Annotated in this window: 24 protein-coding genes and 1 pseudogene; 10 read left to right on the top strand and 15 right to left on the bottom strand. The window is 65.5% G+C overall.

The annotated features are described in order from the left end of the window. Window positions 1-3: 3 nt before the first annotated feature. Window positions 4-1164 (top strand): adenosyl-hopene transferase HpnH, encoded by a 1161-nt coding sequence (gene hpnH, locus ACT2FV_RS10650; RefSeq protein WP_044844979.1) that lies wholly within the window; start codon window positions 4-6, stop codon window positions 1162-1164. Between the two features lie 150 nt (window positions 1165-1314). Here the strand turns inward: hpnH and ACT2FV_RS10645 are convergent, their stop codons facing one another. From ACT2FV_RS10645 to ACT2FV_RS10630, 4 genes are all read right to left on the bottom strand, one after another. Further along, on the bottom strand, window positions 1315-1575 hold the full coding sequence (locus ACT2FV_RS10645) for a hypothetical protein (RefSeq protein ID WP_151052503.1): 261 nt from the start codon (window positions 1573-1575) through the stop codon (window positions 1315-1317). Window positions 1576-1757: 182 nt separating this feature from the next. Then, window positions 1758-2237 (bottom strand): hypothetical protein, encoded by a 480-nt coding sequence (locus tag ACT2FV_RS10640; RefSeq protein WP_444503821.1) that lies wholly within the window; start codon window positions 2235-2237, stop codon window positions 1758-1760. Further along, window positions 2234-2449, bottom strand: coding sequence for a hypothetical protein (locus ACT2FV_RS10635; protein WP_444503820.1), 216 nt, complete (start codon window positions 2447-2449; stop codon window positions 2234-2236). The genes ACT2FV_RS10640 and ACT2FV_RS10635 overlap by 4 nt, the downstream gene beginning before the upstream one ends. Window positions 2450-2463: 14 nt before the next feature. After that, window positions 2464-2841: a hypothetical protein gene (locus ACT2FV_RS10630; RefSeq protein ID WP_059598959.1), complete on the bottom strand. Its 378-nt coding sequence runs from the start codon at window positions 2839-2841 to the stop codon at window positions 2464-2466. A 492-nt stretch (window positions 2842-3333) separates the two neighbouring features. On the opposite strand from ACT2FV_RS10630, the gene ACT2FV_RS10625 reads away from it, so the two are divergent. Further along, complete coding sequence (locus tag ACT2FV_RS10625) at window positions 3334-3687, top strand: DOPA 4,5-dioxygenase family protein (RefSeq protein ID WP_444503819.1); 354 nt, start codon at window positions 3334-3336, stop codon at window positions 3685-3687. Window positions 3688-3805: 118 nt separating this feature from the next. Continuing rightward, window positions 3806-4237, top strand: a complete 432-nt coding sequence (locus tag ACT2FV_RS10620) for a nuclear transport factor 2 family protein (protein WP_151050529.1) — start codon at window positions 3806-3808, stop codon at window positions 4235-4237. A gap of 33 nt (window positions 4238-4270) precedes the next feature. Here the strand turns inward: ACT2FV_RS10620 and trhA are convergent, their stop codons facing one another. From trhA to ACT2FV_RS10595, 5 genes are all read right to left on the bottom strand, one after another. After that, on the bottom strand, window positions 4271-4891 hold the full coding sequence (gene trhA, locus ACT2FV_RS10615) for a PAQR family membrane homeostasis protein TrhA (protein WP_059448906.1): 621 nt from the start codon (window positions 4889-4891) through the stop codon (window positions 4271-4273). A 227-nt stretch (window positions 4892-5118) separates the two neighbouring features. Then, complete coding sequence (locus ACT2FV_RS10610) at window positions 5119-5325, bottom strand: YbdD/YjiX family protein (protein ID WP_444503818.1); 207 nt, start codon at window positions 5323-5325, stop codon at window positions 5119-5121. Window positions 5326-5337: 12 nt separating this feature from the next. Then, the gene (locus ACT2FV_RS10605) at window positions 5338-7416 is read right to left on the bottom strand and encodes a carbon starvation CstA family protein (protein WP_151050533.1); all 2079 of its coding nucleotides are present in this window, start codon (window positions 7414-7416) and stop codon (window positions 5338-5340) included. 282 nt (window positions 7417-7698) lie between these two features. After that, complete coding sequence (locus ACT2FV_RS10600) at window positions 7699-8127, bottom strand: PRC-barrel domain-containing protein (protein ID WP_059598897.1); 429 nt, start codon at window positions 8125-8127, stop codon at window positions 7699-7701. Between the two features lie 292 nt (window positions 8128-8419). Beyond that, window positions 8420-9097: a response regulator transcription factor gene (locus tag ACT2FV_RS10595; protein WP_311768934.1), complete on the bottom strand. Its 678-nt coding sequence runs from the start codon at window positions 9095-9097 to the stop codon at window positions 8420-8422. Between the two features lie 464 nt (window positions 9098-9561). Between ACT2FV_RS10595 and ACT2FV_RS10590 the strand changes: the two genes are divergently transcribed. After that, window positions 9562-10032, top strand: a complete 471-nt coding sequence (locus ACT2FV_RS10590) for a transporter substrate-binding domain-containing protein (RefSeq protein ID WP_444503817.1) — start codon at window positions 9562-9564, stop codon at window positions 10030-10032. A gap of 109 nt (window positions 10033-10141) precedes the next feature. Then, the gene (locus tag ACT2FV_RS10585) at window positions 10142-10345 is read left to right on the top strand and encodes an ATP-binding protein (RefSeq protein WP_059598894.1); all 204 of its coding nucleotides are present in this window, start codon (window positions 10142-10144) and stop codon (window positions 10343-10345) included. On the opposite strand, the gene ACT2FV_RS10580 is transcribed toward ACT2FV_RS10585, so the two are convergent. The 3 genes from ACT2FV_RS10580 to ACT2FV_RS10570 form a co-directional block, all read right to left on the bottom strand. Further along, window positions 10320-12698 carry an ATP-binding protein gene (locus ACT2FV_RS10580; protein ID WP_444503816.1) on the bottom strand — a complete coding sequence of 793 codons (2379 nt, stop codon included), beginning with the start codon at window positions 12696-12698 and terminating at the stop codon, window positions 10320-10322. The genes ACT2FV_RS10585 and ACT2FV_RS10580 overlap by 26 nt on opposite strands. 493 nt (window positions 12699-13191) lie before the next feature. Continuing rightward, the gene (locus tag ACT2FV_RS10575; protein ID WP_059528867.1) at window positions 13192-14322 is read right to left on the bottom strand and encodes a 3-deoxy-7-phosphoheptulonate synthase; all 1131 of its coding nucleotides are present in this window, start codon (window positions 14320-14322) and stop codon (window positions 13192-13194) included. A 165-nt stretch (window positions 14323-14487) separates the two neighbouring features. Next, a complete protein-coding gene (locus tag ACT2FV_RS10570; RefSeq protein WP_444503815.1) occupies window positions 14488-15795 on the bottom strand; it encodes a lipase family protein in 1308 nt (435 codons plus the stop codon). Window positions 15796-16032: 237 nt separating this feature from the next. Here ACT2FV_RS10570 and ACT2FV_RS10565 point away from each other — a divergent pair. Together ACT2FV_RS10565 and ACT2FV_RS10560 are read left to right on the top strand one after the other, a co-directional pair. Next, window positions 16033-16296: pseudogene (locus ACT2FV_RS10565) on the top strand (hypothetical protein); the annotation flags it as partial. A gap of 32 nt (window positions 16297-16328) precedes the next feature. After that, complete coding sequence (locus tag ACT2FV_RS10560; RefSeq protein WP_124901747.1) at window positions 16329-16751, top strand: hypothetical protein; 423 nt, start codon at window positions 16329-16331, stop codon at window positions 16749-16751. Between the two features lie 81 nt (window positions 16752-16832). Here ACT2FV_RS10560 and ACT2FV_RS10555 read toward each other — a convergent pair whose 3' ends face one another. Continuing rightward, window positions 16833-17543, bottom strand: coding sequence for a YceH family protein (locus ACT2FV_RS10555; RefSeq protein ID WP_124901748.1), 711 nt, complete (start codon window positions 17541-17543; stop codon window positions 16833-16835). 410 nt (window positions 17544-17953) lie between these two features. Here ACT2FV_RS10555 and ACT2FV_RS10550 point away from each other — a divergent pair, with 410 nt between their 5' ends. Continuing rightward, entirely contained in the window at window positions 17954-18718 is a 765-nt protein-coding gene (locus ACT2FV_RS10550; RefSeq protein ID WP_444503814.1) for an SDR family oxidoreductase, read from the top strand. Between the two features lie 44 nt (window positions 18719-18762). Continuing rightward, a complete protein-coding gene (hutC, locus tag ACT2FV_RS10545) occupies window positions 18763-19500 on the top strand; it encodes a histidine utilization repressor (protein WP_059604799.1) in 738 nt (245 codons plus the stop codon). Window positions 19501-19606: 106 nt separating this feature from the next. Here the strand turns inward: hutC and ACT2FV_RS10540 are convergent, their stop codons facing one another. Both ACT2FV_RS10540 and ACT2FV_RS10535 read right to left on the bottom strand, forming a co-directional pair. Further along, window positions 19607-20455: a phytanoyl-CoA dioxygenase family protein gene (locus ACT2FV_RS10540; protein ID WP_059604797.1), complete on the bottom strand. Its 849-nt coding sequence runs from the start codon at window positions 20453-20455 to the stop codon at window positions 19607-19609. Between the two features lie 45 nt (window positions 20456-20500). Then, window positions 20501-21286 (bottom strand): ABC transporter substrate-binding protein, encoded by a 786-nt coding sequence (locus ACT2FV_RS10535; RefSeq protein WP_124901752.1) that lies wholly within the window; start codon window positions 21284-21286, stop codon window positions 20501-20503. A gap of 592 nt (window positions 21287-21878) precedes the next feature. On the opposite strand from ACT2FV_RS10535, the gene ACT2FV_RS10530 reads away from it, so the two are divergent. Next, window positions 21879-22745: a LysR family transcriptional regulator gene (locus ACT2FV_RS10530; RefSeq protein WP_059604793.1), complete on the top strand. Its 867-nt coding sequence runs from the start codon at window positions 21879-21881 to the stop codon at window positions 22743-22745. The last annotated feature ends 6 nt before the right edge of the window (window positions 22746-22751 follow it).

Genomic DNA, 22751 nt, shown 5'->3' with positions numbered 1-22751 from the left:
CTCTTGTCTATTCCGCTGCTCCAGCAAGTCCGCGTCGGCGCATACATCATGCGCCAACACCTGTCCGGCAACAAACGCTATCCGCTCGCGCTGATGCTCGAGCCGCTGTTCCGCTGCAACCTCGCCTGTAACGGCTGCGGCAAGATCGACTATCCGGACCCGATCCTGAACCAGCGCCTGTCCGTCGAGGAATGCCTGGAAGCCGTCGACGAATGCGGCGCGCCCATCGTGTCGATCGCCGGCGGCGAGCCGCTGCTCCACAAGGAGATGCCGGAGATCGTCAAGGGCATCATGAAGCGCAAGAAATTCGTGTACCTGTGCACGAACGCGCTGCTGATGGAAAAGAAGATGGACGACTACCAGCCGAATCCGTATTTCGTCTGGTCGGTCCACCTCGACGGCGACAAGGAGATGCACGATCACTCCGTGTCGCAGGACGGCGTGTACGACAAGGCCGTCGCGGCGATCAAGGAAGCGAAGCGTCGCGGCTTCCGCGTGAACATCAACTGCACGCTGTTCAACGATGCGATCCCCGAGCGCGTCGCGAAGTTCTTCGACACGCTGGGTCCGATCGGCGTCGACGGCATCACCGTGTCGCCGGGCTATGCGTACGAGCGCGCGCCGGATCAGCAGCACTTCCTGAACCGCGACAAGACGAAGAACCTGTTCCGCGAAATCCTGAAGCGCGGCGAAGGCGGCAAGCGCTGGTCGTTCAGCCAGTCGTCGCTGTTCCTCGACTTCCTGGCCGGCAACCAGACGTACAAGTGCACGCCGTGGGGCAACCCGGCGCGTACGGTGTTCGGCTGGCAGAAGCCGTGCTATCTGGTCGGCGAAGGTTACGTGAAGACCTTCAAGGAACTGATGGAAGACACGAACTGGGACAACTACGGCGTCGGCAACTACGAGAAGTGCGCGGACTGCATGGTCCACTGCGGCTTCGAAGCCACCGCCGTGATGGACACGATCGCGCATCCGCTGAAGGCGTTCGCCGTGAGCCGCAAGGGCATCAAGACCGAAGGCGCGTTCGCGCCGGACATCTCGATCGCGAAGCAGCGCCCGGCCGAGTACGTGTTCTCGCGCCACGTCGAGATCAAGCTCGAGGAAATCCAGCGCGCCGGCAAGGGCAAGCTGCAGAAGCCGGCGAAGCCGGCAACGGCGGCTTAAGCGCGTATCGCCGCACGGAGGTTCGCGCCTCCGCTGCGGCCCGCATCGAAGAAGCGCCACGGAGTTCGCTCCGTGGCGCTTTTGTTTGTCGGGCGTCGTCGCAAGGCCGCGCGCATTCGTCCGCGCATGAGCCTGCGAACGCCCGCACGCCTAGTGTCTCGACTCCGCCGCCGCGATCAGTTGCCACGCGGTCGGCCCGCGATCGAGCAGCGGGTCGGACGGCGGATCGAGATCGTGCCGATGCGCGTCGTCGGACGGCAGCGCTTGCGACTTCGCGATGCCGATCTCGTCGCCGCATACGGTGCATCGATAGATGCCCGCAACCGGCGTCTCGCTTCCCGGCGGCAGGTTCTCGCTGAATGCGCGGCCGCTTCCGCACGTGAAGTAGCCACCGGTCCTGTATAGCGCCATCGCGCCTCCTGACTGAAACGAATGCATTCGCGGCGACACGCACGATCGCCGCGAACGCGCGGATGGATCGTCATCGACCGAACCCGTTCGGCTCGTGTCGTGACATTGGGCGGCGAGCGTCTAGCCCCGCGGACCGGAACGCGCATGAAACGCAGCCAGGATGCCGGCCGCGTTGCCACCGCTCAATGCAGGACGGCCGGTTCCCGCATTCGCGCCGCCGCCTGCGCGACCAGCCCCGGCTGCTCGCTGGACGCGAACGCGCACACGTGACGCCACAGCTCGGCGAGCCGGTGCCGCGTGAGCGTCGCGACGCACGCGTCGTTCGCCGCGAGCACACGCTCGAGTGCCGCGCACTCGTCGTCGTGCAGCGTCCATGCGCCGCTTTGCGCCGCGCGCGCCATGCTCGCGTCGAGCACGCGCTCCGCGTCGACGCACAGGTCGATGCTCGCATCCGGGGATACCGCGTCGTCGAGCGCGAGGCACACCAGGTAGACGCTCGTGCGCAGCCGCATCAGCAACGTTTCGCTGCCGTGCTCGCCGCGCAGCGCGACGAGCGCCATGTGGCATTTCAGCGAGATGTCGCGCACATGCGCGGGCGGCAGCGGCAGCAGCCACTCGCGCGTCAACGGCGGGTGGCGACGGCCTTTTCGAGCGGCCTTCATGAGCCGCCCTCGCCTGCCGCGTCGTCGTCCGCGTCGAATGCCGGCCACGCGGTGCGGCACGCGACGGCGCCGCGGCTCGCGTCGCGATGGCCGTTCGCGCGGCGTCGCGCGCCGCCGCACACGTCGCCCCGCCGCCGCGTCGCGCACGCCTGGGGCAGCCGGCGCATCGCGGATGCGCGCAACACGTCGGGGAGTCGGTCAAGGCATGCCATGCTCTGCTCCTGCATCAGAACGTGTTCTCGCCCTTCAGGTAATACGCGGTCTTCACGAAGAACGCCTTCACCGGATGGCCGCTCTGCGCTGCGCTGGCCGCGCGCGCTTCCATCGCGGCCTTCTCCTCGCGCGAGCGGTCGGGCACCGGGTACCTCACGCGTTCGAGCGCACGCTGCATCGCGAGCGGATAGTTCTGGTTGCCGGCTGTCGTCGCACGATAGCCGGCGCGCGTCATCTGCCTCAGTTGCACATCGGTTTCGGCACGCGCCGCCGACCAGGTCAAAGGCGCGACGTTCGACTGCCACTCGGTATCGACGGACTGCGCGAAGCTCGCGACGGGCAGCACGGCAAGCGCGCCGGACAGGACAGCAAGGGAAACAACGGATCGCATCATGGCCTCCAGATGGTTGTTTCCGCATCGATCGTCGTCGATGCGGTGCAATCATCGTATGTCGCGTGACCACGCGCTTGAATAGCCGATTCCGCAATGGATATTTTCGGCACCGGCGAACGGGGTGCGATCCACGCGATTCGCCAATGCTGCCTGAGCGGAATTTCTTTATTTCATTCAACTACCTGATCGCGTTTTAGCAGACGAATCGACGAGGCATGTGAATCGCTTTTGCAGTTTTTGAAATGACGTATTGCAGATGCGATTTCGGCGCAAGCCCAGCCTGGCGCGGCTTTCGGCACGATGCCGCACACGCCGGCACAACCGGGAAACGATTCGACCAATGCACAGGATTCCCTGACACACGACAAATCCACCGCGCCGATTGACCGCTTCGCGACGAGACGTGTCCCGCGAGGACGCGAGATAATTGCACATCGCGCCGTCAGGCACGGCTCTTATCCGTTCCCTATTCTTCTCTCGAGTTCCACCATGGCTGCCATCGACACCACCGCCATCGACAGTTGGCACGCACACGTCTACTTCGACGCCGCGAGCCGCGACGCAGCGTGGGCGTTCCGCCTCGTCGTCGAAGAACGATTCGGCGCGATCATCGAGCTCGGCCGCTTTCACGAGCGTCTCGTCGGCCCGCATCCGGCCTGGTCCTACCAGATCGCGTTCGACGCCGCGCAGTTCGCCACCATCGTGCCGTGGCTCGTGCTGAATCATGGCGCGCTCGACGTCTTCCTGCATCCGAATACCGGCGACGATCTGCGCGACCACCGCGACAGCGCGGTGTGGATCGGCAAGTCACATGATCTGAATCTCGGCGCGCTGGCCGGCTGACGGGCGGCACGCGGTCGCGTCCGGCATACGCGACATCCACGTTTCGGCCTGGGCTGAAACGTCCGGCGGCACGGCGTCGATACAGTGGCTCCGTTACCCACGTTTGCCGGAAGCCGCCATGACACAAGCCGACACCGATGCGCAACGCGTCCATCAAGACTGGCACGTCGCCGTCGTCGCGCGCGACCTCGACGCACTGATGTCGCTGTACGCGGACGACGCGATACTCGAAACGCCGCTGATCGTCGTCACGCTGCCCGATCACGGCTCCGGCGTGCTGCACGGCAAGGCCGCGATCGGCGCGTTCTTCGCGGCGGGCCTGCGCAATCCCGGGAACAAGCTCGGACGCTGGTATCGAACCGGGCTGTTCTTCTCGAACGGCCGGCAACTCACGTGGGAATATCCGCGCGAAACGCCGGAAGGCGATCAGGTCGATCTCGTCGAGGTGATGGATCTGCGCGACGGGCTGATCGCGCATCACCGCGTCTACTGGGGGTGGGTCGGGTTCATGGCGCTGCGCGGCGCGGCACAGGCGGCCGGGCACGCATGACACGCGCCGTGCCGCCCGCGTTCACGCTCACGCTCACGCGACATACATCGCCACGCTGACGAACTGGCACAGGCTGCCGGCCAGCACGAAAAGATGCCAGATACCGTGCCCGTGGCGGATGCGCTCGTCGTTGATGAAGAAGTAGATCCCCGCGCTGTAGATGACGCCGCCGGCAACGAGCCATGCGGCACCCACCGGCGGCAGCGCGTGAATCAGCGGGCGGATCGCGACGAGCGCGAGCCAGCCCATCAGCACGTACAGCACCATCGACACGATGCGCGTACGCCGTCCGAGCGTGAGTTCCTGCGCGATCCCGAATGCGGCGAGCCCCCAGCTGACACCGAACAGCGACCAGCCCCACGGGCCGCGCAGCGTGACGAGCGTGAACGGAGTGTAGCTGCCCGCAATCAGCAAATAGATGGCCGAATGGTCGCACTTCTGCAGGATCGCCTTCAGGCGCGGGTTGCGCACGCTGTGATACGCCGTCGAAATCCCGTAGAGCAGGATCAGCATCGCACCGTACACGCTGAAGCTCACGATCTTGTAGGGATCGCGGTCGAGCGCGCCCATCGTCACCAGCGCGACCAGCCCTGCCACCGACAGCACCGCGCCGACGAGATGGGAAATGCTGTTGAAACGCTCACCGACATGCACGACGGGTTCTCCTGCGCGGATTCTTCGGGGAAAAAATGATGCCTCATATGATACCGGCGCCCGGACTTTGCCGCGCTGAACGACGTCAAATGCCGCCGTGACGGGCGCCTCGCGCGTACCACACCGGCCCGCCAAAGAAAAAGCGCCGCGAATGCCTTCGCGGCGCTCCCCGGTCCGTCACCGGTCCGTCACCGGACCGCCTCACCGGCCGGCTGCGCCGGCTCAATTCAGCAACACTTCCCTGCCCCCGACCCGTACCGCGCATTCTGGCGCTCGCGGAAAAACGCCTCGTACGTCATCGGCTCGCGGTCCGGATGGGTTTCGCGCATGTGCGCGACATAGGTGTCGTAGTCGGGCAGGCCGACCATCATCCGCAACGCCTGCCCGAGGTAACGCCCCGCACTGCGCAGGTCGCTGCCGAGATCGGTGAACATCGCGGCCTCCCGTTATCGCCCGCTGCCGAGCGCCTGCGCGGCCGGCATCGCTTCGTACGGCGTCTCGCGCACGGTCGGCTTCGACTCGCGACGCGCGCGCTGCACGGCGAGCAGGCCGTACCCCGCGATCGCCACGACGACGAAGATGAACAGGCCGGCCAGCGCCGCATCGATGTAGTCGTTGAAGATGATCCGCTGCATCTGCGCGATCGACTTCGCCGGCGCGAGCACCTTGCCTTCGTCCACCGCGGCCTGCAGCTTCGCCGCGTGCGCGAGGAAGCTGACCTTCGGATTCGAATCGAAGATCTTCTGCCAGCCGGCCGTCAGCGTGCAGATCAAGAGCCATGCGGTCGGCACGATCGTCACCCATGCGTAGCGCTCGCGCTTCATCTTGAACAGCACGACGGTGCCGAGCACCAGCGCGATCGCGGCGAGCATCTGGTTCGAGATCCCGAACAACGGCCACAGCGTGTTGATGCCGCCGAGCGGATCGACCACGCCCTGATACAGGAAATAGCCCCACGCGGCCACGCACAGCGCCGTGGCGACGAGGTTTGCCGGCAGCGACTCGGTGCGCTTGAGCGCCGGGTGGAACGTGCCGAGCAGGTCCTGCAGCATGAAGCGGCCCGCGCGCGTGCCGGCGTCGACGGCCGTCAGGATGAACAGCGCCTCGAACAGGATCGCGAAGTGATACCAGAACGCCATCATCGCTTCGCCGCCGATCACCTGGTGCAGGATGTGCGCCATGCCGACGGCCAGCGTCGGTGCGCCGCCCGCGCGCGCGATGATCGTCGTTTCGCCGACGGCCTTCGCGGTCTGCGTCAGCATGTCGGGCGTCAGCACGAAGCCCCATTGCGTGACCGTGTTCGCGACAGCTTCGGGCGTCGAGCCGAGCACGGCGGCCGGCGCGTTCATCGCGAAGTAGATGCCCGGCTCGATCACGCACGCGGCCACCAGCGCCATGATCGCGACGAACGATTCCATCAGCATCGCGCCGTAACCGATGAAGCGCGCGTTGGTTTCGTTGTCGATCAGCTTCGGCGTCGTGCCCGACGAGATCAGCGCGTGGAAGCCCGACACCGCGCCGCATGCGATCGTGATGAACAGGAACGGGAACAGGTTGCCCGACCACACAGGGCCCGTGCCGTCGACGAACTTCGTCAGCGCGGGCATCTTCAGTTCCGGCGCGACGACCAGGATGCCGATCGCGAGGCCGAGGATCGTGCCGATCTTCAGGAACGTCGACAGGTAGTCGCGCGGCGCGAGCAGCAGCCACACCGGCAGCACCGATGCGACGAAGCCGTAGCCGATCAGGATCCACGTAAGCTGCGTGCCGCTGAACGTGAACCATGCGGCGAGCGCGGGCGAATCGTGCACGGTCTGGCCGAACGCGATCGACGCCATCAGCAGCACGAAGCCGATGATCGACACTTCGCCGATGCGGCCCGGACGGATGTAGCGCGTGTAGACGCCCATGAACAGCGCGATCGGAATCGTCGCGGCGACGGTGAACGTGCCCCACGGCGAATTCGTCAGCGCCTTCACGACGATCAGCGCGAGTACCGCGAGGATGATCACCATGATCAGGAATGCGCCGAACAGCGCGATCACGCCGGGCACCGTGCCGAGCTCCATCTTGACGAGGTCGCCGAGCGAGCGGCCGTCGCGGCGCGTCGAGATGAACAGCACGATGAAGTCCTGCACCGCGCCGGCGAACACGACGCCGGCCAGGATCCACAGCATGCCGGGCGTGTAGCCCATCTGCGCGGCGAGCACCGGTCCGACGAGCGGCCCGGCGCCGGCGATCGCGGCGAAGTGATGGCCGAACAGAACGTACTTGTTGGTCGGCACGTAGTCGAGGCCGTCGTTGTGCCGGACGGCCGGCGTCATCCGCAGCCCGTCGAGCTGCATGACCTTGCTGGCGATGAAACGGCTGTAGAAGCGATATGCGATCAGATATACGCAGACTGCGGCGATCACGATCCAGAGCGCGCTGACGCGTTCGCCGTGCGCAAGTGCGATCGTCCCGAACGCGAACGCGCCGAGCAGCGCGACCGCAATCCAGAGCAGGGTACTGGAAGCCCGATTCATGGCGTCTCCTGGTCTCCAATGTGTTTTTGAGTGGATCCGGCGAGGCGCCGGACCCGCGTGACGTCGATGCGTCGTGCCGCGTCTCGCGGAAGACACGGCGGTGGGCCGTAGTATTCCGCGCGACGGGGGAGGCTTACAAGCGCACAACTACGTATGCGTGGCTACGTAGAATTACGTAGCCGTGGGGCGAGAACTCGGGTTGAGGCCGTGATTGACCGACGCGCGACCGAACACGCCCCTCGGTTGGCCATGCCCGGTGCATTGCGCGCCGGGCCGCATGCATCAGTGCTTGTCGTCGAGCTTCTTCGGCTTCGGCGGCGACGGTACCTTCGCGTACTGGAACGCCGGCGTCGCCTTCAGCGCGGCCTTCGTCGCGCCCGGCAGGTAGATGTTGCCATTGCGCACGTCGAGCGATGCGATCGGCACCGCGACGTCATGCGCCGCGACGCCCAGGAAACCGCCAGCCGACACGATCGCGGCCGACACCGAGCCGTCAGGCGCGACGATCAGGTCGCGCACCGTGCCGACTTTCTGGTTCTGGTCGTTGTACACGGCCTTGCCGAGCACGCTCTTCTTCACGCTCCAGCCTTCGAGCAGCGCCTGCGATTGCTCGACGGTGACGCTGAGTGGCTGGGCGCCCGCGATCTGCGCATGAACGTTGATGCTCGATACGAGAACGGCGGCTGCGACGATTGTCTTGGTGAAAGCCATGCTGATTGCACTCCGGTTAGGTTGTAGTTGGTGCCGGGAGCGAAGCGGCGCAGGTGCGGTGGTGAATCGGTGAGCACCCCGCGCTTCGTCGATGCAGCAGCGGCCGGCCGCGCCACCGCTGCGTGTGCGCGCAACGGGCCCGGACGGGCGCGTCGGGTAACGCAACACGGGTCATGGTAGCGCCAGTCGAGAAGTGCTGCCATCAGGCTGCACTACACAGCGGCGTGCGGAAATGAACGAAGATCAATGTCGGCGTAGAAAATGCCGAGCGAGATTCGGAATCAGACGACGTTCACTGCTTCTCGAGCAGCTTGCGGGACGCGAACAATTCGGCATCGCTGCGGATGCCGAGCTTGCGATACGCCGATTGCTTTTGCGCGCTGATCGTCTTGCGGCTGCGGGAAAATTTCAATGCGATATCGGATACCGACATGCCCGCCAGATAACAGCGCAGCACCTCGTGCTCGCGCGGGCTCAGGCGCAGGTCGGCGGATGATTCCGATTCGGCCGCCGGTGCGTCCTCGCTGACCGCCGGTTTCGGTGCCGCCACACTCTGGACAGGCGTCGCACTCGCCATCACCCTGCCTGCCAATTCGGTGCTGATATACGAGCGTCCCTCTGCGACCACACGGATTGCATGTACCAGTTCGCGAAGATTTTCGCTCTTGCCGAAGAAACCGAGCGCGCCTGCGCGCATGGTCATGTTGACGGTTGCGGGCGTATCGCTGCTCGACGTCATCAGGATCCTGCAATCCGGGAAGCGCGTACTCACCAGCTTGACGAGATTGAGGCCGTCGATCTCGTCTGGGCCCAGCGTGTAGTCGAGCAGCACGACGTCCGCGTGATTCGACTCGAGCCAGCTGATCAGGTCGCGCGACCTTGCAAAGCTCGCCGCCACTTCGATGCCGGTCCTCTCCGTCAAATAACTGGCGATCCCGTGCTGAACGACGGCATGGTCGTCCAGGATCACGACGCGGATCGGTTGGAGCTCTGGTCTCATTGCTACCCCTTTTCTTTCTGGCGATACGGCCATCAACGGTTGGCGCATTCTTGCCATCGCAAACCGGAGCGGATTATTCGAATTAGCTTACCGGCTTTCTGGATAATTTTTAACCCCGCCAGCTAAACAGCCTATGTGCGAGCAGTCGTGGCGGGCACCATGCAATCTGATTCGGCATTCGCGGTAGCGATAGCATGGGGAACGGCCCGCGCGCCCCGTCTCCGCCGCCAGAACGGCGTATGGCGCCGGGCGCTGGCCCGACCCGCAACGAATCGCCTGGACCTTGGCGCTCGCGTCGTCGAAAGGCACTGTTGACGCCGTTGCTCTCGTCCGCACCGCGTTGCGTCGACGCAACAGACCATCTGTGATGACGCCCTCGCTCTGCATTTCTCACGCCACTGCATCGCCTGATACAGATCATCCCACGTGCAAAGTTGACGCCTGAGGAGAAAGCATGGATCGCCGCGCATCCGGTCGTGCACACCTATGCCGACACGCATTGGCGTCCGTTCGAATTTCGCAAACGGGGGAAGGTCGTTGGCGTCGTGCCGTCATGTCTCGATGCGATTTCGCGAATCAGCGGACTGCGCTTCGAGTATGTCGACAACGTATCACGGGCCAATTCATACCAGGCTCTCATGTCGGGGAAGATCGACACGGCGCCGGGCGCGTCAAGAAGCGCCGACATCTCGCAATACCGCAGCGGCACCATTTGCCAGCCTGCCGTACTTCGTCGACACATTGGTCGTGGCCACACCGGAACGCTTGACTCCCTTTCCAGCAACGCGATCCGCACGCTGATCGTACGATCCGGTCGCCGCTCGAGCTGCTGCAGCGCTCGCAATTGCCACCGAAACAGGCTGGCCGTGCGGATGCGGCGGTTGCTGCTTCGGAATCGCTGCTGATGCTGCTCGACGACGTCCTCGAATATTAACGTCTCGAGTCTCGAAACGTGACGCTCGCGCCCGAGTCTGACGGCACATCCACGCATGGACGTAGCGCAGCGCCGACATAGTGCGCTGGCGCGTCGACGAGAAAAACCTGAGCCTGGCGCTCCAACTCGCGTGCCAGACCGAGCTGTGCGTGCTGATCGATCCGGTGCGCACGCGGCAGATCGTGCTGAACCTGCTTGTCAACGCCATCAAGTCCACGTCCGCCGGCTCGCCACCGCGTGAACGGCAGTGGACTGGGTCTATTGATCTGTCGCGAACGGGTTGACTTGATGAACGCCGTGGAGTTCGCGAAGCCGCGTTTCGGCTTGCAACGCGACATCGGCGATATCGCCCAGTTTGGTCAGATTCGATGCCCCCGCAATCCGGTGCGCGGCCCGTGCGGCTGCGGCGAAATCGCGCGATAGCAATCCGTTGACAAGGGCATCGAGATCCTTCGCCACTTCGCGGTCATAGACCGCGCTGAGATCGGCGGCATGCGGCGCCGCCGGTTTGGTCTCGGCATACGCTGGGCACCACATTGCGATCAACTCCCGCAATGTTTCGAGCCGCAGCGGCTTGCCCAGCACGCCGTCCATGCCGCTGTCGAAGCAGCGCTCGCGATGCGCGTCGCCGGACACCGCCGAAATCGCGATGATCGGAACATGTCTGGCTTCGCGTGCCGACTCATCCTGACGGATCATCTTCGCGAGCGCATAACCGTCGAAGTCCGGCAGATCGCCGTCGAGCAGCACGAGGTCGACACGGTCGTGCGCCAGTTGACGCAGCGCGTCCTCGCCGGTGCCGGCGACGATGCCGACGCAGCCGAGCTCGTCGCATTGCTGCTGCAGCGCCAACTGCACGGTTTCGTGATCGTCGACAATCAGGATGCGCGGCGAGTCGGGATGAGCGTGTCCAGGCTGTGCGTCGACCGGCACGGGCATCGACGCGGCAGGCCGCACCGGCAACGGCTCGTCCACTGCCGTGACGGGCAATCGCACCGTCATCGTCGTTTCGACGTGCGGGAGGCTTTGGACGGTGATCGTGCCATGCATCAATGCGACCAGTTCACGGCAGATCGCGAGGCCAAGCCCGCTGCCGTTGACGTCCTGGTGAAGCGAGGCAGGCCCCTGCCAGTATGCGTCGAAGATGTGCTCGAGCCGCTCGGGCGCAATGCCGATGCCGGTATCGCGCACTTCGAGGGTCAGCGTGCCATTTTGCCCGTGGCGGCTCGACACATACTCGACGCGCAGCGTCACCGAGCCTGCGGATGTGAATTTGATTGCGTTGACGAGCAGATTCAGCACGATCTGGCGCACACGGACCGGATCAATTGAAACACGCACCGCCGGCGGACAAGCAAAGTCGAGCACCAGCCCCACCATCTTCTCGTCGGCGCGCCAGCGCACCATGTCGACCGTATGTCGCGCCCACGACTCAAGCTCGACTGCCTGCGTGGCAAGCTGGACCTTGCGCGATTCGAGGCGAGAATATTCGAGGATATCGTCGAGCAGCGTCAGAAGCGTCTCGGATGCCGAAATCGCGGCATCCGCGCGATTCGCCTGTTGCTCGGTCAACCGGGAGCGCTGCAGCAATTCCAGTGACGACAGGATCGTGTGCATCGGCGTGCGGATTTCGTGACTGACGAACGCGAGAAACGTCGCCTTGTCGCGCTCGCTACGGATCGCGGCCAGGCGCGACTTCCACGACAGGAATGCGAGCATCGCGAACGCCAGCAGCGCGGCGACAATCGCGACCACCTGGGGTGCCCGGTAATGCAGGATCGAACGGATCGTCGGCTTGCCGTAATCGGCCATCTCGACCCAGTCGCGGGTGAGCTCCGCCGTCTTGCTCACGGGAATGGCCGCGAGAGACTTGTCGATGATCGATGCGAGTATCGGCAGGTCTGCCCGCGTGAGCATCGCCAGCGATACGGGGCGGTCTGCAAGCATCCCCGACATGTAAAGCTGCCCGGGAAACTGCCGCTGCACGATCGGCAGAACCGTGACGTCGACGCCGAGCGCGGCATCGGCCTCGCCGTTGGCAACCGCGGCGAGCGCGAGTTCCTCGGTGTCGAACGTAAGCACGTCGAGCATCACGCCGCTGTTGCGCGTGAAATACTCGACCGCGCCTCGCCCCTTGATCGCGACGCGCCGGCCTTCGAGCCGCTTCAGGTTGAAGATCATCGCGGAGTCGTTGCGCGTGACGGCGGTCAGCCGCCCGACCAGGTAGGGCGCACTGACGAGAGCACCGGTGCCGGCGCGGTCCGGCACCAGTTCGCGCCACACGCCCGGCAGCAGATCGACCTTGTGCGCCGCAAGCGCAGCGTACGCGTGACCCCATTCCGTGCCCGGCACTGTCTCGAACGTCAGCCCGGTCATTTTCGAGATTGCGTTCAGGTACCCCGCGACAAGGCCGGCATGGTTGCCGTTGCGCATGTATTCGATCGGATGCCAGTTCGCCTCGACTGCGATATTGACAACCGGGTGCGCGCGCATCCACTGCAGCTCCTCGTCAGTGAAAGTGGGCTTCCAGCAGGCGGTCGCGCCGTTCGCAGGGAGCGACGAGGCAACGAGCAAAAGGAACATTGCGCGCAGGAGCAGGCGCGGTGCGGTGCGATACGCGATAGGACGTCCTTCCATGTACGATGGGGCGGCCGGAGCAGGTGCATCGGAGACCATGCACGGCATGCGCCGTCGGTTGAGGTTTGCAGATGTGTCGACTCTATCCGACGATTCGCAAATCAACCGTCCATCCAATCCTATTTCAGACAGATGCCTTAAGAATTGGCCTAAATTTTGCCGGCGGCAATCGGGTTCGTATCAGCAGGATCGCCCACAGCGCGGCCGCACGCGGCACGGCGGCTCGGGGACACGCGCCTGGCAATTTGCGCCGCGCCGGTGAGCGGTCGGCGCAACGGTCACGGCACGACTGGACGTATGTCTCGCCGGCGTCGCCGCGATTCAAGTAGTTCGGATGGATACCGCCGATATGCGACGTGCCGCGGGCAGAACACGCGCGCGCGAGGTTTACGCGTGGCGCGGCACACGGGAAAAATGAAACAACTTGCTCGGCACCCGTCTTCGTCGATGGGCCAACTATGACGGCGGCAGGCATCAACCCGCCGCCGTCACCTCACGCGTTGCGCGAGTACACGCGCCGATGCCGCACCGCTTCCGCCAGCACGTCCAGCACCGGCTCCGTCTGCGTCCAGCTCAAACATGCATCCGTAATCGACACGCCATACTGCAACGGCACGCCGGGCTTCAGATCCTGACGCCCGGCCTCGAGATGACTCTCCACCATCACGCCGACGATCCGGTGCTCGCCCTGCGACAGTTGCCGCGCAAGATCCTGCGCGACTTCGATCTGCCGCTCATGCGACTTGTTCGAGTTCGCGTGCGAGCAATCGACCATCACCTGCTCGCGCAACCCGCTCTTGCGCAGCACCGCGCAGCTCGCCTCGACGTGCTCCGCATCGTAGTTCGGCCCGTTCTTGCCACCGCGCAGGATCACGTGCGCGTCGTCGTTGCCGCGCGTCTCGAAGATCGCGGCCATGCCCATCTTCGTCATCCCCATGAACGCGTGGCTCGCGCGCGCGGCGACGATCGCGTCCGACGCGACCTGCACGCCGCCGTCGGTGCCGTTCTTGAAGCCGATCGGGCAGCTGAGCCCCGACGCGAGCTGGCGATGACTCTGGCTCTCGGTCGTGCGCGCGCCGATCGCGCCCCACGCGATCAGGTCCGCGATGTACTGCGGGCTCAGCAGGTCGAGGAATTCGGTCGACGCGGGGAGGCCGAGCGCATTGATGTCGAGCAGCAGTTGCCGCGCCGCGCGCAGCCCTTCGTTGATGCGGAAGCTGCCGTCCAGGCGCGGATCGTTGATGTAGCCCTTCCAGCCGACGGTCGTGCGCGGCTTCTCGAAGTACACGCGCATCGTGATCAGCAGGTCGTCCTTCAGCGCATCGGCGGCGGCCTTCAGGCGACGTGCGTAGTCGAGCGCCTGGTCGTGGTCGTGGATCGAGCACGGGCCGACGACGAGCAGCAGCCGGTCGTCGCGGCCGTGCAGGATGTCGCCGATCGCGCGGCGCGTGTCCTCGACGAGCGTCTGCGTGGCGGCCGGCACCGGCAGTTCATCCTGCAGCAGCGCGGGCGAGATCAGCGGGCGCACGGCGCCGATGCGGACGTCGTCGATGCGCGTGGTGTCCTGCGTCGCGTCGGCGCTGCCCACCTCGCGATCGTGGGAAGGATTGTCGAGGTTCTGCATGGGGATTCTCCGGGGACGTCTGGAATGATGTGCAGGCTCGATTATGGCACTCGCGCGTGGCGGCAGCGAGGCGCGGCGGGGGACGGCGACCGGCGTCAAGGCGCCGGATGAAAAAAGGCGATCCGCGAAGGATCGCCCGGCGATTGATGTCGATGCGCGTGGCGGCTAGTGCAGCGTCTCGGGCGCGAGCGAATTGCTCGGCAACAATGCCGTCAGCGCGCAATTGCTCGGCGCGGCCTTGCCGCCGAAGCGGTCGTAGAGCCAGGGCAGCATCCCGGCCACCCAAGGCGCGATCGCGCCCGCATGTTCGAGCGGATATTCGGTGTACACGACCGGTACGCCGCTGGCACAGAATTTCTGCGCCAGCGCGCGCACATCGTACGCGAGCATCACGCCGTCGCCCACCTGGCTGCCGAAGGTGCCGTCGAGCACACCGGCCGTGCCCTGACCGATATACATCGGAATCGTCGGCGACGCGGCCAGCCCGGCATTCACCTTGTTCGCGTAGGTCACGTACGCCGGAATGCTGTTGATGTCGTTCGCGTATCGCGGCTTGAACAGCGTCGCCCAATGCAGCCCCGTATACTTCGGCAGGATATAGGCGAGCGACTGGTTCTGGATGTCGCTGAACACGGCGATGCCGCTGTCGCTCAGATACGGCGTCAGATCGAAGCCGAAGCCGCGCGACAGCCCGGCGAGCGCAGCCGCCGCGACGCCGCCCCAGACGATGCTGCCGTCGACGTAGCGCAGGTTGTGCGCGGGATCGACCAGCACGCCGCCCTCGGCCGCGCCGACGAGTTGCTTGTTGATGTCCGGCGCATAGCTCGGCGCGAGTTGCGCGGCCCAGTTCGTCGCAATCGCACCGCCGGAATAGCCGATCATCGCGACCTTGCTGGTCGGCGCGAGGCCCGTCGACGGTGTGTTGAGCGCCGCGCGGATCGAATCGAGCGTCGTCATCCCGTATTCGGGGCCGGCGGCGAAGTCCGCCGTCTGGCCTTCCGTATCGGGCACGATCACGTTGTAGCCGAGCAGCAGCAGCGTCGACAGCGGGATCGATTCCGCGCTGTAGAGCAAGGTGCCGACGTTGATGATCTTCGTGACGTCGCGATCGCCGGCGATCACCTGCGACGGTTCGTCGTAAGGATTCAACGAGTCGTAGGCCGACTGGTACGAGATCGCCCGGCCGTTGCTGACCGGGCTCCGGATCACCGACGTCACGTTGACGACCGGCCGGTTCTGCGCGTCGTTGGTGCGATAAAGCAACTGCTGGGCGGTCAACGCCGTCGGCATTCCGGCCACGTGATAGGTGACGGTTCGCGTGTTGAGCACCGTGCCGGGTGCAATCGATTTCAACGGCGTGGCGCCCTTATACGTGTAGAACGGGTCCGTCACGGTGGCCGCGCCGGCGTGAACCGACGACGTGGTGACGGCCAGCACGGCGGCCGCGATCGTCATCAAACGTTTGGAGAACATCGAAGTTGCCCCTGGGGATAACCTGCTTTTCATCGAGGAAGTTCGCTGTGTTGCGACTTGTCCGGATTGCGGCGTCAAGACGGGTTTCTGGCCATCGTCTGTCTCCTTTGAGTGAATTGTCCGTTCTGTTTTCGATATGTAATTTAGTAGGACTGCGAACCGGATGAATTGAAGCACAGCGAGAACGGAATTGATGCGGATTTCCGTTTGTTTGAAGGTAAACGCCTAAACTCCATCGCGACGATCGAAGCCGGCGGTCCCGACGAAGTCGCGGTCACCAACGTGTTCAAGGCATGGTTCTTCGCGCGGTTCGACGCCGACGACGAAGGCGTGCCGGCGGAAGACGGTTTGCACGGTATCGTTCACTATCTGTCCGAACCGGCGCGCACGGAGCAGGGATGCCGCGTGAACGCGGATCTCGGTCCGGCGCCGGAGGCGGCCGTCGAGGATCTGCCGTTCCGGCTCGTCGACGCGGGCGCGACGCGGATCACCGTCGGCTGAATCGCCGTTCCATCCACGACTCACACGCAAACATGAAAAAGACACTTGCCGCGTTGCTGCTGTGCATCGCATTGCCTGCGTCGGCCGAAGTCAGCATCGAGGTGCTGTGCTTCAGGACGACCGGCGACAAACCCGTGCGCTTCGAGTTGCGCACGTATTACGACGACGTGGCGAAGTGGCAAGGTGGTGTCGTCCGCTACGCGAAATCGAAGGCGGCGATTCCGCTGCTGTTCAAGCACGTGGATCAGGAAGAACTCGCGGAAGGCCGCCCGTACCAGTTCACGACGACGTGGTGGGAAATGGTCGACGGCAAGATCAACGGTGAATACGAAATGATGAGCCAGGGTGCGATCGTCTATTCGATGACGTACACCAATGCGCGCACCGGCAAGAAGACCGACTTCGCGTGGGCGCAGGACGTCGATGCGTCCGAGAAGACGGGGTGCCGCTGGTAGCGCGGATTCGAGCGATGCCGGGAGGCGCGTTCGTCACCCGGCGCGCCCTCGGCCGCGCCGGTGTCGAGTTGGCTCGGGCGGTCAGCCGGCGTCGCCTGGGGTGTCGACGTCGATCCCGAGTTCGGTCGCCATGCGCTGAACGAGCGCGTTCAGCCGCGCCACCTCATCCGCAAGCCGCTTCTGTTCGGCCTTCAGCGCCTCGAACTCGGACGGCGGAACGGAGTCCGCGCCGGCGCCCGCATCCGAACCGGCGAATTCGGCGATGTTCACCTCGCCGCACATCAGGTGCATCCAGCGATTCTCGCGCGCACCGGGCGCGCGCGGCAGCCGGATGACGAGCGGCTGCGCACGCGCCGCCAGTTCGTCGAGGAACGCCTCGACCGACGAGATGTCCGCGAAGCCATGCAGGCGTGCGCTGTTCAGGCGCAGTTCGGCGGCCGTCTGCGGGCCGCGCAGCAGCAGGATCGTCAGCAGCGCGATCGCCTGGCTCGGAATCCCGAGCACACGGTTCATGTTGTGCTCGAAACGCGGCACGCGGCTGCTGCTCCCTTCCATCACGAGGCTCAGATGCTTGAGCCCGTCGAGCGCGGTCGTGACTTCGTCCTCGCTGACGTTCATCACCGGCGAGCGCGCGGTTTTCTGGTTGCAGCCCGAGGTCAGCGCATTCAGCGAGAGCGGATAGGTGTCGGGCACGGTGTGCTGCTTCTCGACGAGCACCCCGAGAATGCGGGCCTCGAGAGGCGTAAGTTCGCGCAGGGCGCGTGGCGTGGGCATGTCCGGCGTGGTGTTCATGGATGCGTCGCAGCGTGCAGCAAGTGAAGGGAAACGGTCGCGCCCCGTCCGGCGTCGCGAACGGGCGAGCCATATGATAGCTCGCGACGTGGGGCCCGGCGCCACTCGCGGCCATGGCGTGCGGACTTGCCGCAGCCCGCTTTCGTCCAACGTATCGGCCACGCGACGGTGCGCGGCGGCGCATGCGTTCGACGTCGCGAATCCACGCACCGCGCCTGCGCGCGGCGTCGCCCCGCGTTTGCGCGTCGCGCGGGCCGGCGGTACGATACGCGTTCACTTGGGGATGCGGTGCCGCACGCCGCCAAATTCGCACGCCACGCCAGCACCGCGCATCGCCCGTCCCGCACGCCGTGCCGCCGCGCATGCGCGCCACGCGTCAACACGGTTCATCCGTTCACTCGTTCACCGCCATGACTGCATCCATCTCAGCGCCGACCGTGCGCGCCATCGTCACCGGACACACGCGCGGCCTCGGCGCGTCGCTCGCCGAACAATTGCTGCAGGAAGGCATTGCCGTGCTCGGTGTGTCGCGCAGCCGTCATCCGTCGCTCGCCGCGCAGGCCGGCGGCCGTTTCGCCGAAATCGAGCTCGACCTGTCGGACACGTCGGCCATCGCGACGTGGCTCGCCGGCGACACGCTGCGCCGCTTCGTCGACGGCGCGTCGATCGTGCTGCTCTTCAACAACGCGGGCATCGTCGATCCGATCGGCCCGCTCGCCGCGCAGGACCCGGCGCTCGTCGCGCGCGCGGTCGGCGTGAACGTCGCGGCGCCGCTGATGCTGTCGGCCGCGCTCGTGCAGGCGGCAGCGGCGCCGACCGAATGCCGGATCCTGCACGTGTCGAGCGGCGCCGCGCGCAACGCGTATGCGGGCTGGAGCGTCTACTGCGCGACCAAGGCGGCGCTCGATCATCACGCGCGCGCCGTCGCGCTCGACGCGAACCGCGCGCTGCGGATCTGCAGCGTCGCGCCGGGCGTCGTCGATACGGGCATGCAGGCGACGATCCGCTCGACCAGCGAAGCGAACTTCCCGATGCGCGAGAAATTCGACCAGTTGAAGTCGAGCGGCGCGCTGTCGACGCCCGAAGCGGCCGCGCGGCAATTGATCGGCCATGCACTGAGCGACGCGTTCGGTTCGGCGCCGACGGCCGACGTTCGCGAACTGTCCGCGACCTGATCCGGGATAGAATTTCGCGGTTGCCTTTCCCCGAGGATCCCCCGATGGTCACGAAGACCACCGCACCGTTCCAGCAGATCAAGACGCTCGTCCGCCAGCATGTCGATGCAGGCGACTGGCGCCCGGGGGACCGCATTCCGTCCGAACTCGATCTTGCCGCGCAGTTCGGCGTCGCGCGCATGACGGTCAACCGCGCGCTGCGCGAGCTGACCGAGGAAGGCGTGCTGAAGCGCATCGCGGGCGTCGGCACCTTCGTCGCCGAGGTGAAGCCGCAGTCGAACTTGCTGATGATCGCGCATATCCGCGACGAGATCCGCGCGCGCGGCCACGAGTACCGCTGCCGCGTGCTCAGCCAGTCGCGCGAGCCTGCATCATTCGACGTCGCGGCCGCGTTCGGGCTCGCGGTCAACACGCCGGTCTTTCACGTGGTGTGCGTGCACGAGGAAAACGGCCGCCCGATCCAGCTCGAGGATCGCTACGTGAACCCGGCCGCCGCGCCCGAATTCATCGATCAGGATTTCCAGGCCGAGCCGCCGTCCGAATACCTGTTCAACAACGTGTCGCACTACGAACTGGAAATCGAGCACGTGGTCGACGCGTCGCTGCCGACCGGCGAACAGGCGCGGCTGCTCGACATGCGCGCCGACGAGCCGTGCCTCACGCTCACGCGCCGCACCTGGACGAACGGACTGCCAGTCACGTTCGTGCACTTCCTGCATCCGGGCAACCGCTACCGGCTCGGCTCGCGCTTCAAGCCGGGCGCCGGGCGGCACCAGACCTGAACCTTCCCCGACACTCGAAAACGACCACGCGCGGCGGCCGCTTCATCGCAAAACGGACGCCGCACGCGTGATCTCACCCTATGGCGTCGCTCTGCGTCGCTCACGCTCAGATCGCCCCGACCTGCCCCGCGCCACGCGACCACACGACCGGAAACAGCGCATGCTCGAGCGGCGCGCCGTCCGGCAGTTCGTCCGCGAGCCCCGGGAAGTCGGGCGACGTCTTCCAGCGGCGCGGCGCGTGACGGATGTCGTCGCCGACGAAGCGGATCGAGAACGCGCGCCGGCGATTCTGCGTGCCGCCCGACGCATGCAGCGTGAGCATCCGGAAGCACACCATGTCGCCCGGCTCGAGCGCCCAATGGCGGATCGGGAACGCCGCGCGGTCGGCTTCGATGTCGGGCAGGTCGGCGAGGCTGCCTTCCGGGAACCACTTCGCCTCCTTGTCCATGAACGTGCGCGGCATCAGCCACGGCCCCTGGTGCGAACCCGCGACGAATTCCAGCGTCGATTCGAGCGGCACTGGATCGACCGGAATCCACATGCTGACGTTGTCGTCGCCTTCGATGTTGTAGTACGGCTGGTCCTGGTGCCACGGCGTGCGCTGCCGCGTGCCGGGCTCCTTCACGAGCAGGTGGTCGTGATGCAGCCGCACCGTCTGCGTGCCCATCAGCGCCGCGGCCACCGACGGCGCGGGCGAGCGCACGATGAAGTCGCGGTACGCGTCGTTGTGCTGCCAGTTGCAGAAGTCCTCGAAGAACCAGCCCGGGTCGTCGGGCCGGCTCGCGACCTTCGCGCGCGCGCTGGGCTGCGCGAGGTTCGCGTCGATGCCGGCACGCAGCGCGGCCACTTCGTCGGGCGAGAAGATGCCCTTGATGCAGACCGCGCCTTCCTCACGGAAGGCGGCGATCAGCTCGGGCGTCACGGCTTGCGCGACGCGCTCCTGGATACTCGTCATGGTTTGCCTGTCGATGGAATGAATCACGGAGTCACGGTGCGACGCTCACTGCTTCGCGCCGTAGATGTCGAAGTCGAAGTATTTCGCGGCGATCTTCTGGTACGTGCCGTTCGCGCGGATCGCGACGATCGCGTCGTTCAGCCGCTTCTTCATCTCGGCGTCGCCCTTGCGCACGCCCATCGCGACGCCGTAGCCGGTGATGCGCACGTCGGTCACGTCGGGGCCCGCGAACGCATAGCCCTTGCCGCGCGGCGTCTTCAGGAACGAGTAGCCGGCCTGCGTCTTGTCCTGGAAGGTCGCGTCGAGGCGGCCGTTCACCAGATCCTGATACACCTGGTCCTGGTTCTGGTACGACACGATCGTCACGCCCTTGGTCGCCCATTCGGCCTTCGCGTACGCCTCCTGCGTCGTGCCTTGGTCGATCCCGATGCGCTTGCCGGCGAGCGACGCGGCGGTCGGCAGCAGCTTCGAACCGGCCGGCGCGACGAGCGCACCCGGCGACGCGTACAGCTTGTTCGAGAAGTCGATTTGCTTGAGTCGCTCGTCGGTGGCCGTCATCGCGGACATGATCACGTCGAACTTGCGCGCGCGCAGCGCCGGAATCATCCCGTCGAAGCCCTGCTCGACCCACACGCATTTCGCGCGCAACTGCTCGCAGATCGCGTTGCGCAGGTCGATGTCGAAACCGGCGAGCGAGCCGTCGGGCTGCTTCGCCTCGAACGGCGGATACGTGGGATCGATGCCCCAGCGGATCGTCGCCGTGTCCTGCGCGAACGCGACGAGCGGCGCGAACGCCAGCGCGGAAACGACGAGCTTTGCAGTGCGGTTCATGGTGTGTCCTTGTGGTCTCGACGCGGCGGGCGAGCGCCGGGCGTCCGTTGGGGAGCGTCGTGCCGGCAGGCCCGGCGCGGTGCGCGAAAGACTGGGACTTCGATGAAACTGCGATGCAGTCTAGACTGCTCAATTTTGGAGCGCAAGCCGAGCGAATGAACGTGGAGCCCACGGGCGGGAATTGCGTGGAGAATTCGCGCCGGAAGAGCGATTTAACACGCAAAATATAAAAATTTACCGGATATTCACGGGTGTTCAGGCGTTTACCCGGTAATGCGCACAGTCGGCGGAGAGTGTATTTGATTGAATATCCACAAGCCGGGACGATCGGGAATCACCCCTCGCGATTTACCCGGACCGGGTTCTGACCTATACCGCGTTGATATTACGGTCGAACCGATTCATGTGATCGGCGTTCATGTCCGCGCGCGCCGCCTCCACATGATTGCCGTGCACCGCGATCGGCCGCGCCGCGCGGCAGCGCCTCCGGCGCCGGGTCCGGCGAAACCGCGATTGCCCACGGGCTCGGGCCATGTTAAAAGTCGTCGCATGTATTTATAAATGAAATGCTCGACGCCAGAAAAGTGCAGAAATGAATAGACCTTTGTTCGACCTCGACCTGTTGCGCGCGCTCGTGATGGTCGCCGACTGCGGCAGCTTCACGACCGCGTCCGCGCGCCTGCATTCAACGCAGTCGACGGTCAGCCAGAAGGTGCGGCGGCTGGAGGAGATCGCCGGGCATCGCCTGCTCGACCGCGGCACGCGCGACGTGCGGCCGACCGACGCTGGCGTGACGGTGCTCAGCTACGCACGGCGCATGATCGCGCTGAACGACGAGATGCTGGAAGCGCTGTCGGGCGCGACCGTCGCGCTGACGATCCGGCTCGGCGTGCCCGACGATTTCGCGGCGGGCCGCACGACCCATGCGCTCGCTGCCTTCAAGCGCGATCATCCGCAGGTGAAGCTTGAGGTGATGTGCGGGTTGAGCCGCGACATCTGCGCGGCCTACGATCGCGGCGAGCTCGATCTGGTGCTGATCAAGCAACGGCGCGACAGTCGCGAGGCGGTGGTGCGCTGGCCGGAGAAGCTGCGCTGGATCGACAGCGCACAACATCCGACGATCGAGCTCGATCCGGTGCCGATCGTCGTGTTCCCGCCGCGCGGGCTCTATCGCGACGACATGATCAAGGCGATCGAGGAACGCGGCCGCCGCTGGCGGATCAGCTTCACGACGTCGAGCCTGAGCGGCATCCAGGCGGCCGTCGCGGACGGGCTCGGCATCAGCGTGCTGCCCGCGCGCGTGGTGACCGACGAGCACGTGGTGCTGACCGAGGAACACGGCGGCTTCGCGCCGATCGAGAACATGGACATCGCGATCCTGCATCGGCCGACGGCCGATCCGATGGTCAGCGAACTGACGAAGGCGCTCGCGGCGATGCTGGAGCAGGAGGAGGAATGAGCGCGG

Source organism: Burkholderia sp. PR2, from assembly GCF_052372875.1.
Taxonomy (GTDB): Bacteria; Pseudomonadota; Gammaproteobacteria; order Burkholderiales; family Burkholderiaceae; genus Burkholderia; species Burkholderia diffusa.
Note: the sequence above shows the minus strand (reverse complement) of the source record. Positions and strands in the feature narration are given on the sequence as shown.

What these genes read in the sequence shown, in the direction of transcription:
- ACT2FV_RS10550 (WP_444503814.1), top strand. Translation starts at nt 17,954, where the DNA reads ATGACTGCATCCATCTCAGCGCCGACCGTGCGCGCCATCGTCACCGGA.
- ACT2FV_RS10535 (WP_124901752.1), bottom strand. Translation starts at nt 21,286, where the DNA reads ATGAACCGCACTGCAAAGCTCGTCGTTTCCGCGCTGGCGTTCGCGCCG.
- ACT2FV_RS10560 (WP_124901747.1), top strand. Translation starts at nt 16,329, where the DNA reads ATGAAAAAGACACTTGCCGCGTTGCTGCTGTGCATCGCATTGCCTGCG.
- ACT2FV_RS10610 (WP_444503818.1), bottom strand. Translation starts at nt 5,325, where the DNA reads ATGTTCACCGATCTCGGCAGCGACCTGCGCAGTGCGGGGCGTTACCTC.
- ACT2FV_RS10630 (WP_059598959.1), bottom strand. Translation starts at nt 2,841, where the DNA reads ATGCGATCCGTTGTTTCCCTTGCTGTCCTGTCCGGCGCGCTTGCCGTG.
- ACT2FV_RS10600 (WP_059598897.1), bottom strand. Translation starts at nt 8,127, where the DNA reads ATGGCTTTCACCAAGACAATCGTCGCAGCCGCCGTTCTCGTATCGAGC.
- ACT2FV_RS10575 (WP_059528867.1), bottom strand. Translation starts at nt 14,322, where the DNA reads ATGCAGAACCTCGACAATCCTTCCCACGATCGCGAGGTGGGCAGCGCC.
- ACT2FV_RS10530 (WP_059604793.1), top strand. Translation starts at nt 21,879, where the DNA reads ATGAATAGACCTTTGTTCGACCTCGACCTGTTGCGCGCGCTCGTGATG.
- ACT2FV_RS10540 (WP_059604797.1), bottom strand. Translation starts at nt 20,455, where the DNA reads ATGACGAGTATCCAGGAGCGCGTCGCGCAAGCCGTGACGCCCGAGCTG.
- ACT2FV_RS10625 (WP_444503819.1), top strand. Translation starts at nt 3,334, where the DNA reads ATGGCTGCCATCGACACCACCGCCATCGACAGTTGGCACGCACACGTC.
- hutC (WP_059604799.1), top strand. Translation starts at nt 18,763, where the DNA reads ATGGTCACGAAGACCACCGCACCGTTCCAGCAGATCAAGACGCTCGTC.
- ACT2FV_RS10620 (WP_151050529.1), top strand. Translation starts at nt 3,806, where the DNA reads ATGACACAAGCCGACACCGATGCGCAACGCGTCCATCAAGACTGGCAC.
- ACT2FV_RS10555 (WP_124901748.1), bottom strand. Translation starts at nt 17,543, where the DNA reads ATGAACACCACGCCGGACATGCCCACGCCACGCGCCCTGCGCGAACTT.
- ACT2FV_RS10605 (WP_151050533.1), bottom strand. Translation starts at nt 7,416, where the DNA reads ATGAATCGGGCTTCCAGTACCCTGCTCTGGATTGCGGTCGCGCTGCTC.
- ACT2FV_RS10640 (WP_444503821.1), bottom strand. Translation starts at nt 2,237, where the DNA reads ATGAAGGCCGCTCGAAAAGGCCGTCGCCACCCGCCGTTGACGCGCGAG.
- ACT2FV_RS10645 (WP_151052503.1), bottom strand. Translation starts at nt 1,575, where the DNA reads ATGGCGCTATACAGGACCGGTGGCTACTTCACGTGCGGAAGCGGCCGC.
- ACT2FV_RS10635 (WP_444503820.1), bottom strand. Translation starts at nt 2,449, where the DNA reads ATGGCATGCCTTGACCGACTCCCCGACGTGTTGCGCGCATCCGCGATG.
- ACT2FV_RS10580 (WP_444503816.1), bottom strand. Translation starts at nt 12,698, where the DNA reads ATGGAAGGACGTCCTATCGCGTATCGCACCGCACCGCGCCTGCTCCTG.
- ACT2FV_RS10570 (WP_444503815.1), bottom strand. Translation starts at nt 15,795, where the DNA reads ATGTTCTCCAAACGTTTGATGACGATCGCGGCCGCCGTGCTGGCCGTC.